Consider the following 16422-nt stretch of genomic DNA (forward strand, 5'->3'; position numbering starts at 1 on the left):
CCCTTCCTTTCTCGAAGCACAAAATGTCATGAAATCATTCTCCTAAGGCTTATGCCTCTAATCCTAATAATGTCTCCATTATTTTGTAATAGCCATCACATGCACCTGCAAGCTGCTCTATTTCAATATATTCATCTATAGTATGGGCTATATTTTCTTTTGATGGACCAAAACCTATAGTCTTTATATTAGCTTCTCCTGCGTAGTGGCTTCCATTAGTACAGAAGGAATAGTTAGTTATCTTAGGATCTAATCCTATATTTTTTAAACCTTCAAAAGTTTTTTGTACAAAAGTTTCCTCCTCTTTATAGCACCAGGCTGGGAAAAATCTTTCTCCTTCAATAAATTCTCCTGTATGACATTTTTCAGTTCCTTTAGCATAAGAAACTTTGTAATCTATATTAGGAAATTCCTTTTTTAGCTCTTCAAGCAGTTTTACAATAGGTTCTAAAACACCCTCTTTAGTCTCTCCAACTAATAATCTTCTATCATAAGTCACCTTACAATAGCTTGGAACAACTGATGCTCCTGGATAAGGTGAAGATTTGATATCAGTAAGCTCTAAAATTCCTTTTCCTAAAAATTCATCTTCTTCATATTTGATTTCCTGAAGCTTATTTATCACCTTCGCCATGCTATAAACTGCATTAATTCCCTTTTCCGGATTAGCAGAATGAGCTGGAACTCCAAAGGTCTCTACTACAATTTCAGCACGACCACGTTGTCCTATTTTTAAATTTAACTCAGAAGCTTCACCTATAATTACATAGTCAGGTTTAACAAGCTCACTTATATTCCTTGCTGCAACGCCTTCAAAGCACTCTTCATGAACAACTCCTGAAATATATATTTCCCCTGGAAAGTCTCTATTAGTGTCCTTCGTAAAATATTCTGCTGCAGTTATCATTGCTGCTAAAGAACCCTTCATGTCTGAAGTACCTCTTCCATAAATCTTGTCATCACATATCTCTGCCCCAAATGGATCATGCTTCCATTCTTCTAGATTTCCCACTGGAACTGTATCTATATGAGCATCGAAAAGTACTTTATTACCTGGTCTATTTCCTTTTATTTTTCCAACTATGCTTCCATATTTATCTACAATAACTTCATCAAAACCTGCATTTTTCATGTTTTCTTCGATGCATTTAACCACATTTCCTTCGCTTCCAGAGTAACTTTGTATCTTTATGACATCTTGACAAAGCTTTATTAATTTTTCTTTTTTCTCCTTATCCATATAAAACTACCTCTTTCCTATATTTCTCTTCCACATACATACCTTTTAATTATGTTTCCCTTATTACCTAAATAAACTAACTTTTCTAATCTTTCTTCTATATTTCCTTTATTAACTTTCCATAAGTTATCATCATCTATTATTAATGCATCAAATTCATAACTCTTTTCAAAGCTTCCAACCTTCCCAAAAAAGCTTCCTCCGCCTTTCGTTGCTAAGTAAAAAACTTCTGGAAGTGTTAACGCTTTTTCTTCTTCCTTAAAGCATATGGCTCTCATTTTTGACAAACTAACTGCTGATTTCATTACAGAAAGCAGGCTTAAGCTTTCTCCTCCAGCTATATCTGAACCGAGTCCAATTTTCACTTTTTTCTTTCTAAGCAATGTATTTATAGGTGCTATTCCACTAGATATATTTACATTGGAAGTTGGACAATGTGCTATAGTTACATTATTATCCTCAATTATATTTATCTCATCCTCTGTTAAATATACACAGTGAGCCATTATTGTTTTGGTCTGCCCAAAGAGATTAAACTTATCATAAACCTCACCATAATTTTTGCATTCAGGATGCAATTCTTTTACCCACTCAATCTCTGATAAATTTTCAGATAAATGTGATTGTACCGGCATAGATTTACTTACTGCTATACTTCCTAATTCTTTCATTAAATGGCTTGTACAGCTTGGAACAAATCTAGGAGTAATTATTGGTTTTACATACTTATACTTCTTGCTGGAATTCTCTATCCACTTTATAGTAGTTTCAACAGATTCATCACTCTTTTCCTTTAATGTATCTGGACAATTTCTATCCATATTCACTTTTCCAACATAGGCTTCTATTCCTTTTTCTTCAAGAAGCTTCATCAAAATCTCTGTAGCCTCAGAATGAATAGTTGCAAAAATAACTGCTCTTGTAGTACCTTCTTCATATAATTCATCAACAAATTCTTTATATACCTTTTCAGCATAAACCTTATCTATGAATTTTGCTTCTTCTGGGAAAGTATAGGTTTCAAGCCAAGGCAAAAGCTCCTTATCGTATCCAATTCCTTTTATAGCAAATTGAGAAGCATGGGTATGCAAGTCTATAAATCCAGGGATTATTAATTTATCTCCGTAATCTTCAACTTGCACATCTTTAAATTCCTCAGGCAATTTTTCATAAGTACCATCGACAATGCCATCCTTAACTATAATAAATCCCTTTTCAACTACATTAAACGAATCACTATTTTCAGTATATATAATATTTCCTTTTAATATTTTTACATTCTTCTCCAAGTCTCTCATACTCTCCCGCCCCCTTTTAATCAGCTAATATATAACTTTACTTTTTATTTTTTTGTGTATTGCACTAGAAATTTCATACATTTTTGTAAAAGAGGCATTTGAAATTGAGCTGCTGAAGGTTCTTAATTGGAGCTTGTTCCATTTACGGCTTGTCCTAAACTTGTTTTAGGAACATGCTGAAATGGGTGCATGCTCCAATTTAGAACCCTTCCAGCGAAAATTTCATAAGTCCTCTGGAACAAAAATGTATGAAATTTCGGTTGCCCACCACATAACTCTAAACTCAATGTTATTTATCTATAACTTGGGTACTTTCCATTCCAGACTATGTCTTTATAACTTTCTTTATCTGTATTTCCTTCAGTGCTGAAGCAGAGGATTCTTGAATTTTTATCAAGTTTCAATTTATCTTTTAACCACTGTAAATCTGAATTTTCCATAATTTCAGCTACAAGTCCTAAGGTCACTGCTCCGCTTTCACCTGAAATTACTTTTTTATCATTTCCAACTGGATTTCCCATTGTTCTCATCCCTTTTGCAGTAATAAAATCTGGACATGATACAAAATTATCACTATAATCCCTAAGAACTTTATATCCTATGCTGCAAGGTTCCCCACAGGCAAGCCCTGCCATTATTGTATCCATATCACCTGTTACAAAATGAAGCTCTCCATCATTTTTCTCTGCTGTCTTATAAATGCAATCAGCTTTATTAGGTTCTACTATTGTCGTTATTGGCCTGTTTTCTCCATAAACACTAGCAAAGAATCCTTGAACAGCACCTGCAAAAGCTCCAACACCTGCCTGAAGAAAAATATGTGTTGGCATTTCTGCTTTCATTTCCTGTAGCTGCATATATACTTCGTATGCCATTGTGGTATATCCCTGCATTATCCAAGTTGGAATCTTCTCATATCCTTCCCACGCCGTATCTTGAACCATTACCCAGCCATTTTTCTCTGCTAATTCATTTGAAAATCTTACTGCTTCATCATAATTCATGTCAGTTATTGAGGCTTCTGCACCTTCTGACTTTATGTTATTTAGTCTCTCTAAAGAACTTCCCTTCGGCATATAAACAACAGATTTTTGTTTTAATCGATTTGCCGTCCATGCCACACCTCTACCATGATTTCCGTCTGTCGCAGTAATAAAAGTTATATCTCCAAGTTTGCTTTTCACCTCATTAGAAATCATTTTTTCATATGGAAGTTCATCTATATCTTGTCCTAATTTTTCTGCAATATAATTTCCTATTGCATAACTTCCACCTAATACCTTAAAAGCATTTAACCCAAATCTATATGATTCGTCCTTTACATATATATTGTTTACTCCTATCGTATCTGCCAAATTTTTAAGCTGTGTTAGAGGCGTTATACTATAATTATTAAAACTCTTATGAAATTTCTGTGCCTTTCTAGCTGCATCAATGTTTAAAAATTCCAACGATGTCTTCTTTCCTTTTCTTCTCTCCTGACTAACATTCTTAAATTCTTCACCCATTCTGACTTTCTCCTCTACTTTTAATACATAAATACTTGCACTTAAACTTACAGTTTTCAATGTACAATTTAAGATAATACATTATCCAAAATTCCCTCAGCATATTTAAACTTATTATTTTCTCTCATATACCTCTAAAATTCCTCATTGAATTTCTAAGAATACACTTTAAGAAAAGCTGTAAGCTTTTTTCTCTACACTGTCAATTGTACATTTCTCACTATTAATTTATTCATTCTTTTTTACTTATATTTAATCAACATGACATTAGGCATCATCTAAAAAATAGCAGGTCAATCAGCCTGACTATTTTCTTTCATAGACCTTAAATCTCTAGAAAATTTTATAATTTCCTTTATGCAAAAAAGGTCATCACTAATAAAATAGCGATGACCTCGTTGCCACTTATAAATTTAGTATGACTAAACTTATTTAATATAAGTATAATATCACTAACAAATAATATTGTCAATGAACTCTTAATTGTTATCTATTTTTAAAATTGAGGAGGAGTTATAGTTGAAATAAATATCATTTCTTCATCTCCAGTATTTATTATCTGATGAGGAGTTGTTCCAAAATAGTATATTGTATCACCCTGCTCAAGTGTATATTCGTCTTCACCTATCTTTATCCACATCTTTCCCTTAAGAACATAAGTTACTTCTTCACCTGGATGAGTCAGCGGTTCACTACAAGTCATAGCTCCTGATTCTAATTTAGCCATAAACATCTCCATCTGTCTATCCATATCTGGAGATAATAACTCGTAAGTCATATGAGATTCCGAGAATCTTATTTTCTTTCGTTCATTTCTCTTTACTACAGGATTTTTACCTTTGTCATCTACTAAAAAATAAAATACAGCTACACCTAAAACTTCAGAAATCTTACGCAGTGATGAAATCGAAGGCTCTGATAAATCTCTTTCTATTTGACTTAAAAAACCTGATGTTAAATCTGTCTTTTCTGCTAACTCTTTAAGACTTAATCCAAGTTGTTGTCTTCTTTCTCTGATTTTTTGTCCGATCATGCAACGTCTCCCCCAATACTTAGTACATATTTACAGCCTCTTTATATATTTACCATTATCTATTAGCTTAAAAAAATAGTCAACAATTCAAAATCATATTTTTCCTCTTTCATATTGCTTAGGCCAGATTGTTTCATTATCCAATTCATAATCTGCATTTAGTGGCCAATATGGATTTCTTAATAGCACTCTTCCTAAAAATATCATATCCGCTCTATTATTTTGTAATATTTCCTCTGCCATATCTGCTGTTGTTATAAGGCCTCCAGCAATTACAGGAAGTCCTGTCTTTTCTTTTATTATCTCAGCAAATTTTATTTGATATCCAGGATATGCCTTTATTCTTGCTGGAACAACTGCCCCTGAACTAACATTTATTATATCTATACCTTCATCCTTAACCAAGTTAATTATTTGTGCTAATTCCTCTGGATGATTTCCTTCTTCAACATAATCCTCTGCACTTACTCTGAGTATTATAGCCTTTTCCTTAGGCCATACTTCCCTAACTGCCTTTATAATTTCTTTTAAAAATCTTGCTCTATTTTCTGTATTTCCACCATATTCATCACTTCTCTTGTTTGAAAGCGGTGATAAGAATTGATTAATTAAATACCCATGAGCACCGTGAATCTCTATAATATCATATCCTATTTCCAGGCATCTTTTTGCAGCTATTTTAAAGGCTTCTATTACTACCTTGATATCATCTTTAGTCATTTCTTTTGGAATCTTATACTCATTATTAAATGCTATTGCACTTGGCGCTATTGTTTCTAAGCTTTTAATTTCGCATTTTCTTCCTGCATGTCCTAACTGTATTCCCATGACAGCTCCATAATTTTTACAAGTATTAACTATTTCTTTTAAGTTTTTAATTTGAGAATCATCCCATATTCCCAAATCTTTATCAGTTATTCTCCCTCTGCTCTCAACTCCAGTAGCTTCTTGTATTATAAGGCCGACTCCACCAATTGCCCTTGTAGCATAATGTATCTTATGCCACTCTGTAGCTAAACCATCATCTTTAGCAGTATACATACACATAGGTGCCATTGCAATTCTATTTTTTAATTCTAAATCCTTAAGCTTAAATTTTGAAAAAAGTTTTGACACAATTATTCCACCTTTCGCATAAGTTATTATATTTTATATGTTTATTTTTAACGCATACCTTAGCTTATGTCTTATTTATTATAATATTACATAATTGTGTACCTATATATCAACACTTTATTGCAAATATATTATATATGCTTAATCATTAAATTATAATAGCACGGATAGTTACTACAATATAGTAAGTATCCGTGCTACATTATTTTATATTTATTAATTATCCTAAAAAATAATCTATGACAGTATGTCCATTACAGTTAGACTTGTTTGAATGTATTTTAACTGTAACAGTTGTCTTATGGAGAATACTTGTATTTATAACACAAGTTACTTCTTCATTGGCTTTAACATTATCCCATTTACCGCCGCCGCCATCTGAAGATATAATCTCTGCAGAGTAAATTCCATCTTCTGGAGTTGTAATCTTTCCGCGAATATTTACTTTTTTGCCAAAACCATATTCACTATCTGTATAAATATAGTCTCCATTATTATCAAAAACAAAGTCAATACCTACACTGTCTCTATCCTTATTTTTATCGAATTTATCTTTTATCATGAAAATTACCCCCATATACATTTTTTACTGTCTTTGATCTATTATTTATAATACGTAGTCTAGCATACCTTTGCATATTATCTCTAAAGTAAACACTAAACTTCATATATTAATCATTTCTAATCCATATTTATTATATTCGCTACTCTTTCTAATGTTGCATTAAATATGATTTTTAAGACAATAAAAATGGATATCTGAAGTAAAATCAAAAAAACGTAGTACAACGTACTACTAAAGCTATTTTTCAATAAATCTGACTGATCAACCCTCCTTATAAAAATTTCAAATAATTTTTTACACAAAAAACACATTATTTAATTTAGATAATGTATTCCTTTAATTACTTATTGAAGCTGATTTTCTGTCTTGGACAAAAATATCTGAAGTGCTTCACTTATATCAATATTCATACGATCAGCTAAAACAACTAGCCACCATATACATTCAGCAAGCTTATGTTCAAGTTCAGAAGTTGTATCTCTCCCTTTGGGCCAACGCTCTTGCTGAGACATAGTCAAACGCCCGACCAAACCAGCATCTGTTAAAAAAGCTAATGCATCTTCTTCTACCGTCCATTCCTTTCCATGGTACTGTTTTTCTAATTTTTGATAGAGTTTTCTTATTTTAATAGAGCTTTCAACCACATCACTAAAATTCATATCCTTCATTTTATTCATCTTCTTCCTACAAAAATTTGTGTTTAATACATCTTCATTCTAGCATTCTGAATTTGACAACAGTTTGTCATATTAAAAGTAAACTATTAATATTTTTCATTTATTTAAAACCAAAAAATTTATAAAAATATAATGTCTTTGCTAACTGAGAACAAGAGCATTATATTTTTATTATCCATAAATACTTAGAAATTTATACTATTTGTTAAGTACACATCTTCCCCATTGGCTTGGACTCATGCAGTCATTACATCCAATAGCATCTTGCTTTACTAGTATCATAAGAAACCCAGCAATTTATCAAATCTTGTTCATAGATAAATATATTAATGAACAATAATTTTAATAAGCCATATAATATGACGCTATTATGTCATATTACATGGTTTATACTCTATAAAAGGTAGGTGATATTATGCAAATCAACAGATTGTTTCAAATTATATATATACTTCTCGGAAAAAAATCCATAACCGCTAAAGAATTAGCTGAAAACTTCAAAGTATCAACACGAACTATTTATAGAGATGTTGATGTTCTTTCTTCCGTTGGTGTACCTGTATACATGAGCAAAGGTAATGGAGGCGGAATACATCTTATGGAAAATTATACATTAAGCAAAGCGCTTATTTCTGATTTAGAAAGCAAAAACTTAATGTTATCACTCAAAGCAATGCAAGCAACTCAATATCATGAATTAGACAGCATCCTTGAAAAGATGGGGGCAATATTCAATAATTCTTCCGACTACAATTTCATTGAAGTTGATTTTTCCCATTGGAAAAGCTGTCCTGATGAGAAAAACAAGTTTAATCATATAAAACTAGCTATTCTGCAACAAAATGTCATTGAGTTTGACTATATAAATGCCCAGGGGAATAAAAGTAAGCGTTTGGCGGAGCCTAATAAACTTATTTTTAAGAATGACACCTGGTACTTGCTAGCTTTTTGCCGTCAGCGTAAAGAGCAAAGAATATTTAGAATATCAAGATTGAAAAACTTAAATATTTTGAAAGAGACCTTTGATAAAAAATTGATAGCAGAACCTTCATTGAAAAAATGGGACACTGCTTCTCAGTCTTTTATTAACTTGAAGCTTTATGTTAAATCTCATGTTTTAAATAGGATATATGATTATTTTGATGATTCATTCATCTTTCCAAATGATGACGGTAGCTTTACCCTTGACGTAATACTTCCTGATAATGAATGGCTAACTAGTTATATTTTATCTTTTGGAAGCTCTGTAAGAGTATTGGAACCAGAGCATATACGAAAGGCTATTACAGATGAATTAAAAAATACATTAAATTTTTATAACTTTTAATTCAAATATGACACACTGCTGTTCTATTGCTCTTTATATAATGAAGAAAATCAAGCAGTGTACAAGCAAGTACACTAGATATATAAAGGAGAGATAATAAAATGAACTTAGATTTTATTAAAGTTAATCAAGAGAAATGTGTAAAGTGTGGTGCCTGCGCTTCAGTCTGCATAGGTATTATTGGTATGGGAGAAAATGGGCCTCAGGCAATACGAGATGAAAATCTTTGCATGAGCTGTGGTCAATGTGTAGCTGTTTGTCCTATGGAAGCACTCGATAATGTAAAAACTCCACTGGCTAATCAAGTAGCGAAAAGTACCCAAAAATTTGATGAAGATACAGCAGCCGAATTCATACGTTCGCGTCGTTCTGTCCGCAGCTATAAAGAAAAAACTATTCCAAGAGATGAAGTAAAAAAACTTCTTGACGTTGCACGAATGGCTCCATCAGGTTGTAATACACAAGGAATATCGTATCATGTTGTAGACGATCCAAATTTATTGCATCAAATCTCAGAAGTTGTCATTGACTGGACAGAAAAAGTATTAATAAAAACCCCTGAACTATCTGGCACAAAATATTTTGATAACATAGAAATGACTATTGATATATATCATAATACCCATGAGGATGTTGTTCTACGTTCTGCCCCTTGTTTAATTATAGCAATGGCTGATAAAGATTTTGCTACAGGACGTGAAAATTCTTATATGTCATTAATTTATACACAATTATTTGCTACAACATTAGGCCTTGGGGGTTGTTTCTCAGGTTTAGTTGATGGCTGCGCCGCATCTAATCATGAACCACTTTTAAAATTACTAAATCTTCCTAAAGACAAGCAAGTAACCGGTGCAATGTTCGTAGGCTATCCAAAGTATACATACAAGCGATTGGTAGACAGAGATCCTCTTCAAGTTACATGGCAATAATTTTAACAGATAATCTGTATTTTTAAGAATCAAAAGGTAAAATTAGTTAAATACAAGGAATATACAAAATAAAAATTTTCATTATTTACAATACATCCAAAATATACACCAATATGAAAAGAGGGATAAATTTGCTTTATCTCTCTTTTTATATCTAATATATTTAGGTATGATCCAAAATAACAAGTAGATTTGCCTGCCTATTTTCCATCATATGCCTTACTAAAATTAATAGGATAAATAACCATTTAACTCTTATTCCAAATCTGCTACTAATTTTACAATTTTGCCTTCCTCAATAAAAAACTGATATAATCCGGTAATTTCATTTTCTGGGAAGTTACCTTTAAATAATACTCGCATATCTACAAAATTTTCTTTCACATAGTACTCTATAATTTCCGTATAGGTTTCATAACCTACAAAATATGTACTGAAATAATTTCTCACTTCATTTTTTCCAATAAGATTGCTCCCTATGGATTTCTCTTGAATCTCACAACTATCTGAAAAAGTATTTACATACGCCTCCACATCATGTTTATTTGAAGCATCAATATAACTTTCAATAATTTTAGGCAACGCTTGTTTATTCATAAATTTCACTCCTCATATTTTGATTATAAAAGAAGTATAGCATCTATAACATGACAACATACCGTCATGTTATAGATGCTATTTTCGCATATGTTATATTCAATACTAATTAAGTAGGTATGTTGGTACGTGCGTCTTTAAAAAGAAAGCTGCAAATGTATAACAAAAATTGTAATACTAAAGAATAAACATGTAACAGTATCAAAGCTTAATTGATAAAAGTGAACCCAGCAGAAATATCTATACTCTCTGCTGGGTTCATTTTTATAAGGAAAATAAATAAATCTAACTTTAATATGACATACTGTTTTCAAGTTTGACATGATAATATGATGATAATGACAATATATCAAAAATAAATTTTGGAGGTATTATACATTGAAGAAAATTAGTATTGAACCAAGTTTAATATTCTTTCCACAACCTATATATATTATTGGTACCAAAAATGCTGATGGTTCACCGAACTTCGGTACTATCACATGGCTAGAGGTAACTGTTGACAATACTCCGCATATTGTTATGACCATTGGAGGAAATAAACAGACGAGAATAAATCTCCTAAGAGAAAATAAATTTCCTGCCAACTTAGTCAGCCAGGATATGATTTGGCTTGCAGATTATTTGGGATCAACTACAGGTACTAGTGGAAAAAAAGATAAAGTCAAATATGATTACACATGGAATGAAGATCAAAATATACCTATGCTTGAACAAAGCAGATGGATATACGAATGCAATGTTAGAAAAGTAATTGAGTTAAATGGAAGTCATTTATTCATTTCAGAAATAGAAAATATACAAATAGATGAGGCCCTAGAAAATATTGATTTCAGTAAGGTCGATCTAAACAAATTAGATCCTGCTATTTATGCCCCATTCAATTATTATGCTATTGGGAATAAAATTGGAAACCGTGGAGACTGGATGAAATATTTGAAATCATTCTGATATTTTTCCCAATTATTTTTTTATGTTAATATCAGCATTAAGCGCTTTCAATTAATCTACTCCAATATGTAAATCAATATCAAGCGCTTAATGTATATCCACACCTCAATAATTTATCTGCTACTCTTATGGATATATGACTAGTGCTGTAAAAAGCATTAAATATTAATACTTTTATAAAAAATCACTCTCAGTCCTCATTTTAGGCGCATATTCTTTAGAATATATATTTTAATATGTTTTAGAATATATATTCTCTTATGGTAACATTCTGAAGAATAAGTACCTATAATCGTTTATGTATAAATAATAAGACATATTTAATAAATAGTCGGTACCATTCCTCCATCCATACGAATTGGAGAACCTTTAAATGACCCTGCATAAGGGCTGCACACAAATGTAGTTAATCTACCTATTTCACTTGGTCTAATAAAACGCTGTATTTCAGATTGAGGTAAATTTGCAGCCATAAATTTTTTCTCCTTTTCTTCAAATGTCATATTTTTGTCAGAATATACACCATCAACTATTTCATATACATTTTCAGAAAGTGTTGGCCCTGGCATAATTGTATTAACTGTAACTTCTTTTCCTGTTGTTAATTTAGATAAACTTTTTGATAATGATAATAACATTGATTTTGTCATGCAATATTGTGGCATTTGTCCAGAAGGCATAATTGCTTCTTCACTTGCAATAAAAATAATGCGACCATAATTATTTTCTAACATTTTAGGTAAATAAAATTTACATAATCCATTTGCAGCAAGAACATTAGTTTTGAAGTATTTTTCCCAGATTTCATCTTCAACATCATTGTATTCCATAACTTCATAGATACCCATATTATTAACTAAAATATCAATGTTAGGATATTTCTCAAATAAAGCTTCTCTTTGTTTAATATTCACAATATCTGCTGTAGCATTTTGAGGAGAAGTAGATGGAAATTTTGATTTAATTTCATTTACAATCTGTTCTACTTCTTCATAATTTCGTGCATTAATTAGTACATTAACACCTTCCTTAGCAAGTTCCATAGCAATTGCTTTACCTATACCTTTTGTTGATCCCGTAACTAAAGCTGTTTTATTGTTTAATTCCATATCCATGGTACATTTCTCCTTTTAAATTACTTATTAAGATTTTAAAAAGTTAATTTAAATAAACATTCTTATTCTTTTGTAATTTTTATTATATTAACTTTTTTATTATATTAACTTTTTTATAATATATTGTTAAACATTTTACTTTTAAAACAAAGTCAATTTATCTAATTTTTGCCTAAATGTTCAGCACGCCAATTTGACGGAGTATTACCTTCCCAAAGTCGAAAAGCGCGATAGAATGAATTTTTGTCTTCATATCCAATCATGAAGGCTACTTCTTTAATGTCGAGAGATAAGTCTGTCAAGTACTCTATTGCCTGCTCATGCCTTACTTGTGTCAATACATTCTTAAAGCTCGTACCTTCATCAATAAGACGGCGCTGCAATGTGCGATTACTCATTCCTAGTTCACTCGCGACAGTCTGAATATCTGGACACCCTCCGGTTAGGCTACGCTTTACAATCCACTTGACCATTTCAGTAATTGAATAACTGCGTTGTCGCTCATCCAACGATTGTTCGAGTACTGGAGTCAAAATCTCTAACAACTCTGCATTGTATGAAACAAATGGGCGGTCCAAATCTCCTCGATGTAACGTCAAGCGATTACAATTTGCACCAATCTTAACGTGGCAGCCAAAGTAAGCTTCAAGCACCTCTACATTACCCATAGAATCAGAAAATTCTACTAACTTAGCTATTAAAGGTTGAGCTGTGCCCCTGCGACCTAACTCCAAAAGAAATGCCAGTGTAATACCAACCAAAATCGGTGGACCAGGCTGTTCAACATACAACCATTCCAATTCTATTGTGCACATCACCTTTCTCGGTAATGTGCAAACCTTCAGGAGGGCACAGTTGCTTATATCTAGCCATTCGCTTTAACGCATCACGATAATCGCGAGCGTGATAAGTTGCTAGAACAGTCGGTGGATAATGGGCTACATCAAATGCAGTCGCAAGCTTAATAATACCCTCAGCAGTATCATCAATAATATCTGAATAAGCTTTCCAGATTGCAAAATATTGAGTGGTTGTTACAAAAGGAGCTGTAATAATTGTAAGCGGTAGCCGTGCTTTTCTAACTACATGCTTAGCATCAATTCCTAATTGATATAAACTTTCCCAAAATCCTGCCGTAATTTTAATTCGTGCATGAGATGTCATACATAATACCCTCCTTTAAATATTTACATATTCACTAATTTAGCTATAATTACATTTACCTTGCTAGTTAAACATTTATTACATTATACCTATTAAATATGCCCATGTAACTAGCACAATACGACAAGTTACTTGCAAATTGCGCCAAACATTATTAAATACCTTAAATGCATTAATGCTACTATCTAAATTTAATAATTCCCACTTATCTATATAAAATATGATATAATTAATAAACTTATCTATTCACTAGATTTATCGGACTATGTATAGGAGGATTAAAAGTTGGACACGTATCATGTAGATGAATTATTATATCCAATAGGCAATGGAGCTACTATTCCTATACTTGGAGTTGTTAATAATAAAAATTATATTATAAAAACCTTCAATAATATTGAAGGAAATAAAACTTTAATAAATGAATTGGTTTGTCATTACATAGCTAAAAAATTAAACTTTCCAATTCCTGATGCCAAATTAGGGATTATCGATGCAAATACAGTAATATCTAAAAAAGTATTAGACCTAGAGGACTTTTCTGATTCCTGTTTTGGATTAGCCTTTTGTTCAGAATTTTTAGAACCTGTTACCGTAGTAACCTCAACCAAAATGCTGCAACTTGCAAGTAATTATGAATGGTTATTACCTAAATTAATGTTATTTGATCATTTAATTTATAATAAAGATAGAAATAAGGGGAATCTTCTTATTTCACTTTCAAAATCCAATAGACAACTATACATTATAGATCATAGTCATACTTTTAATCTAGAAGCGTTATGGAATACCCACGCACTTGAATATAAAATTATAGATGAAGATTTTAAAGATTCTGCCATAATGGCTGATAATTGGTACCACTATGCAAAATTCAAATCAATCTTAAATCTTGACCTTAATGTTATGAAAGAAACAGTAGATTATTTCAAAGAAAATTTAACAAAAGACTTTTTGGAAAGCATCGTTGATAAAATCCCTGAAGTATTTGAACATAATAAAAATGAATTAAAGGCATTAATTCAATATTTATTGTATAGAATGGAGCATATTGACTACTATGCAGGTTTAATTCTAAATACTAATTATTAGGAAGTGATTTCATGCTTAATATTGATTATTCTATTTTATGCCATCATCCATCTTTGGTTTCAAAAGACTGCATAACATTAGCTATTTTATTATTTAATAGAGATACAAAAGAAACTGCTTTAATTTCAACCCAAAATTGGGATAGAGTCCATTTATTTAATGAGAACTTAGATATAGATTTAGTCAAATTACAACTTGAAGGCATCGAAGATGAAATTGTCGATATTGCTAAAGCGCCTAAGTTTTCATTAGAGAAATATACTAAGTTTTATATTAATGATTTAAAATTTACTGAAATTATTTCAACTAAGGTAGATAACTTTGAAGACTTTGTAAAAAAATGCTCAAAACAATATTTAATTTCTGATTTTAATGAAGAAATTATTATAAAGTAGCGTATTGATTTAATAGCTTCGCTTCTATTAATAAATGAAATTTTTAATGGAATATTTATTGATTTAATGTTCCCTTTTTTATAAGGAAACTCGACTCGTATTCACTCCTCCAATAATTAACTAATAACAGCTACTTCAATGTATTACTCTTTATATTAGAATATCACAAAATGCAATTTATAATTATGTAAATAGTACTAAAACACTATCACGTTGGTCTCCTTAAAACCTACTTATCCAACATTTTCTTGCTATAAACAAACCTATATATCATGAAATACTCTAATAAAAAGGAGATATTTTAATTATGACAAATGAACACATTTTAGAACATTTGAATTTTGATGAAACCTTAAAATCTTAATCAAAAATAATAAATAATTATTATTTATCATTTTTAGCTAAGAACCCCAATATCTGTGCACCACATTCCTGTGCCTTATCTAACCATGGCAAGTGGCCAGCATTCTGCACTTCATGAAACACTGAATTCTTTACATATCCTGCAATGTGCCTTCCAGTCGCAATGCTTCCAAATGGATCATTTGTTCCCCATAAATACAATACTGGATGTTTAATACTACGTAATTCGTTTTCTCTTATTTTTATACGTGCATTCGATCCCCATGGCCTATTGATACTTTCCATCATAGACAGACTGGATTTTTTATAATTCGGAAGTTGCTGAAAATTATAATAACATTCGGCCATCGCCTCAGGAAGTTTTCTCAGTGTCTCTTCCGAATGTCCCATAAATTTAAGGCCATTTAGTGCCTTCTCTCTTTTTTCTGACACTGCAAATCTATAAAGTACTGAGTTTATCCCGTGAATAGACAACATCCTTAATGCTAGTGGAGGGCATGTATTTATTATATTTCCCGGAACTCCTAGCAAAACCAACGCCTCCACACGTTCTGGTCTATCCATAGCAAACCATTGGCACCAATGGCCTCCTATTGAATGCCCCACAAATGGTGCACTGTCAATCTGAAAAGTATTCATAACTGTCTCAATAGTTTCGATTGTTAATTCTCTGAAATCAACATTTTCATAATCCATACCATCACTTAATCCACCACCCGGACGATTGATTGCTATAATTCTTCTACCTTTTAATTCTGCCATAAGAGGTATCAATGGAAAAGCATCTCCAGTATTACCTGGAACCAAAATAATAGGTTTACCCGTTCCAATTTCTGTAACTCTCATTTTGATATCTGCCTTAACTAAGTGGATATAGTAGTCCTTTGTTTTTAATTCATAATAAGAATATAGTTTCTGCTCCGCTTTTTGTGAAGCCAATACTTTTGGATCCTTCCCGTTCAATATAAGTGATATATTACTTTTCATTTTTGTCTACTCCTAAAATTTAAATATACTTTTTTAATTATTCCTGTCTAAACTCTACTTTT

General features: G+C 31.5%; 17 protein-coding genes. 5 read left to right on the forward strand and 12 right to left on the reverse strand.

Going from position 1 to position 16422, the window contains the following annotated elements; genetic code table 11:
• Positions 1-49: 49 nt before the first annotated feature.
• The 7 genes from CLOBL_RS01955 to CLOBL_RS01985 form a co-directional block, all read right to left on the reverse strand.
• Entirely contained in the window at positions 50-1240 is a 1191-nt protein-coding gene (locus tag CLOBL_RS01955) for a YgeY family selenium metabolism-linked hydrolase (protein WP_077857457.1), read from the reverse strand.
• A 17-nt stretch (positions 1241-1257) separates the two neighbouring features.
• Positions 1258-2538 (reverse strand): guanine deaminase, encoded by a 1281-nt coding sequence (gene guaD / locus CLOBL_RS01960; RefSeq protein ID WP_077857458.1) that lies wholly within the window; start codon positions 2536-2538, stop codon positions 1258-1260.
• Between the two features lie 293 nt (positions 2539-2831).
• Positions 2832-4046 carry a diaminopropionate ammonia-lyase gene (gene dpaL / locus CLOBL_RS01965; RefSeq protein WP_077857459.1) on the reverse strand — a complete coding sequence of 405 codons (1215 nt, stop codon included), beginning with the start codon at positions 4044-4046 and terminating at the stop codon, positions 2832-2834.
• A 496-nt stretch (positions 4047-4542) separates the two neighbouring features.
• Positions 4543-5079, reverse strand: coding sequence for an XRE family transcriptional regulator (locus tag CLOBL_RS01970; protein ID WP_077857460.1), 537 nt, complete (start codon positions 5077-5079; stop codon positions 4543-4545).
• Positions 5080-5172: 93 nt separating this feature from the next.
• A complete protein-coding gene (namA, locus tag CLOBL_RS01975; protein ID WP_077857461.1) occupies positions 5173-6195 on the reverse strand; it encodes an NADPH dehydrogenase NamA in 1023 nt (340 codons plus the stop codon).
• Positions 6196-6415: 220 nt separating this feature from the next.
• Positions 6416-6757, reverse strand: coding sequence for a hypothetical protein (locus CLOBL_RS01980; protein ID WP_077857462.1), 342 nt, complete (start codon positions 6755-6757; stop codon positions 6416-6418).
• Positions 6758-7104: 347 nt separating this feature from the next.
• Positions 7105-7437 carry a MazG-like protein gene (locus CLOBL_RS01985; RefSeq protein WP_242953770.1) on the reverse strand — a complete coding sequence of 111 codons (333 nt, stop codon included), beginning with the start codon at positions 7435-7437 and terminating at the stop codon, positions 7105-7107.
• Between the two features lie 415 nt (positions 7438-7852).
• Between CLOBL_RS01985 and CLOBL_RS01990 the strand changes: the two genes are divergently transcribed.
• Positions 7853-8764 (forward strand): YafY family protein, encoded by a 912-nt coding sequence (locus CLOBL_RS01990; RefSeq protein ID WP_077857463.1) that lies wholly within the window; start codon positions 7853-7855, stop codon positions 8762-8764.
• Between the two features lie 101 nt (positions 8765-8865).
• A complete protein-coding gene (locus CLOBL_RS01995) occupies positions 8866-9696 on the forward strand; it encodes a nitroreductase family protein (RefSeq protein ID WP_077857464.1) in 831 nt (276 codons plus the stop codon).
• Positions 9697-9951: 255 nt separating this feature from the next.
• Here CLOBL_RS01995 and CLOBL_RS02000 read toward each other — a convergent pair whose 3' ends face one another.
• The gene (locus tag CLOBL_RS02000) at positions 9952-10293 is read right to left on the reverse strand and encodes a nuclear transport factor 2 family protein (protein ID WP_077857465.1); all 342 of its coding nucleotides are present in this window, start codon (positions 10291-10293) and stop codon (positions 9952-9954) included.
• A 378-nt stretch (positions 10294-10671) separates the two neighbouring features.
• Between CLOBL_RS02000 and CLOBL_RS02005 the strand changes: the two genes are divergently transcribed.
• Positions 10672-11244: a flavin reductase gene (locus tag CLOBL_RS02005; protein WP_077857466.1), complete on the forward strand. Its 573-nt coding sequence runs from the start codon at positions 10672-10674 to the stop codon at positions 11242-11244.
• A gap of 320 nt (positions 11245-11564) precedes the next feature.
• On the opposite strand, the gene CLOBL_RS02010 is transcribed toward CLOBL_RS02005, so the two are convergent.
• The 3 genes from CLOBL_RS02010 to CLOBL_RS28360 all read right to left on the reverse strand — a co-directional run bounded on the left by CLOBL_RS02010 (position 11565) and on the right by CLOBL_RS28360 (position 13523).
• Positions 11565-12359, reverse strand: a complete 795-nt coding sequence (locus CLOBL_RS02010; protein WP_077857467.1) for an SDR family NAD(P)-dependent oxidoreductase — start codon at positions 12357-12359, stop codon at positions 11565-11567.
• A gap of 161 nt (positions 12360-12520) precedes the next feature.
• Positions 12521-13159 (reverse strand): AraC family transcriptional regulator, encoded by a 639-nt coding sequence (locus tag CLOBL_RS28890; RefSeq protein WP_207652346.1) that lies wholly within the window; start codon positions 13157-13159, stop codon positions 12521-12523.
• Complete coding sequence (locus tag CLOBL_RS28360) at positions 13140-13523, reverse strand: AraC family transcriptional regulator ligand-binding domain-containing protein (protein WP_207652347.1); 384 nt, start codon at positions 13521-13523, stop codon at positions 13140-13142. Before CLOBL_RS28360 ends, CLOBL_RS28890 begins: the two co-directional genes overlap by 20 nt.
• Positions 13524-13808: 285 nt before the next feature.
• On the opposite strand from CLOBL_RS28360, the gene CLOBL_RS02020 reads away from it, so the two are divergent.
• Positions 13809-14615, forward strand: coding sequence for a HipA family kinase (locus CLOBL_RS02020; protein WP_077857468.1), 807 nt, complete (start codon positions 13809-13811; stop codon positions 14613-14615).
• 11 nt (positions 14616-14626) lie between these two features.
• Positions 14627-15010, forward strand: coding sequence for a DUF3037 domain-containing protein (locus tag CLOBL_RS02025; protein WP_077857469.1), 384 nt, complete (start codon positions 14627-14629; stop codon positions 15008-15010).
• A gap of 384 nt (positions 15011-15394) precedes the next feature.
• On the opposite strand, the gene CLOBL_RS02030 is transcribed toward CLOBL_RS02025, so the two are convergent.
• Complete coding sequence (locus tag CLOBL_RS02030) at positions 15395-16360, reverse strand: alpha/beta hydrolase (protein WP_077857470.1); 966 nt, start codon at positions 16358-16360, stop codon at positions 15395-15397.
• Positions 16361-16422: the final 62 nt, after the last annotated feature.

This window comes from Clostridium sp. BL-8 (genome assembly GCF_002006495.1).
In the GTDB taxonomy this organism is placed as follows: Bacteria; Bacillota; Clostridia; order Clostridiales; family Clostridiaceae; genus Clostridium.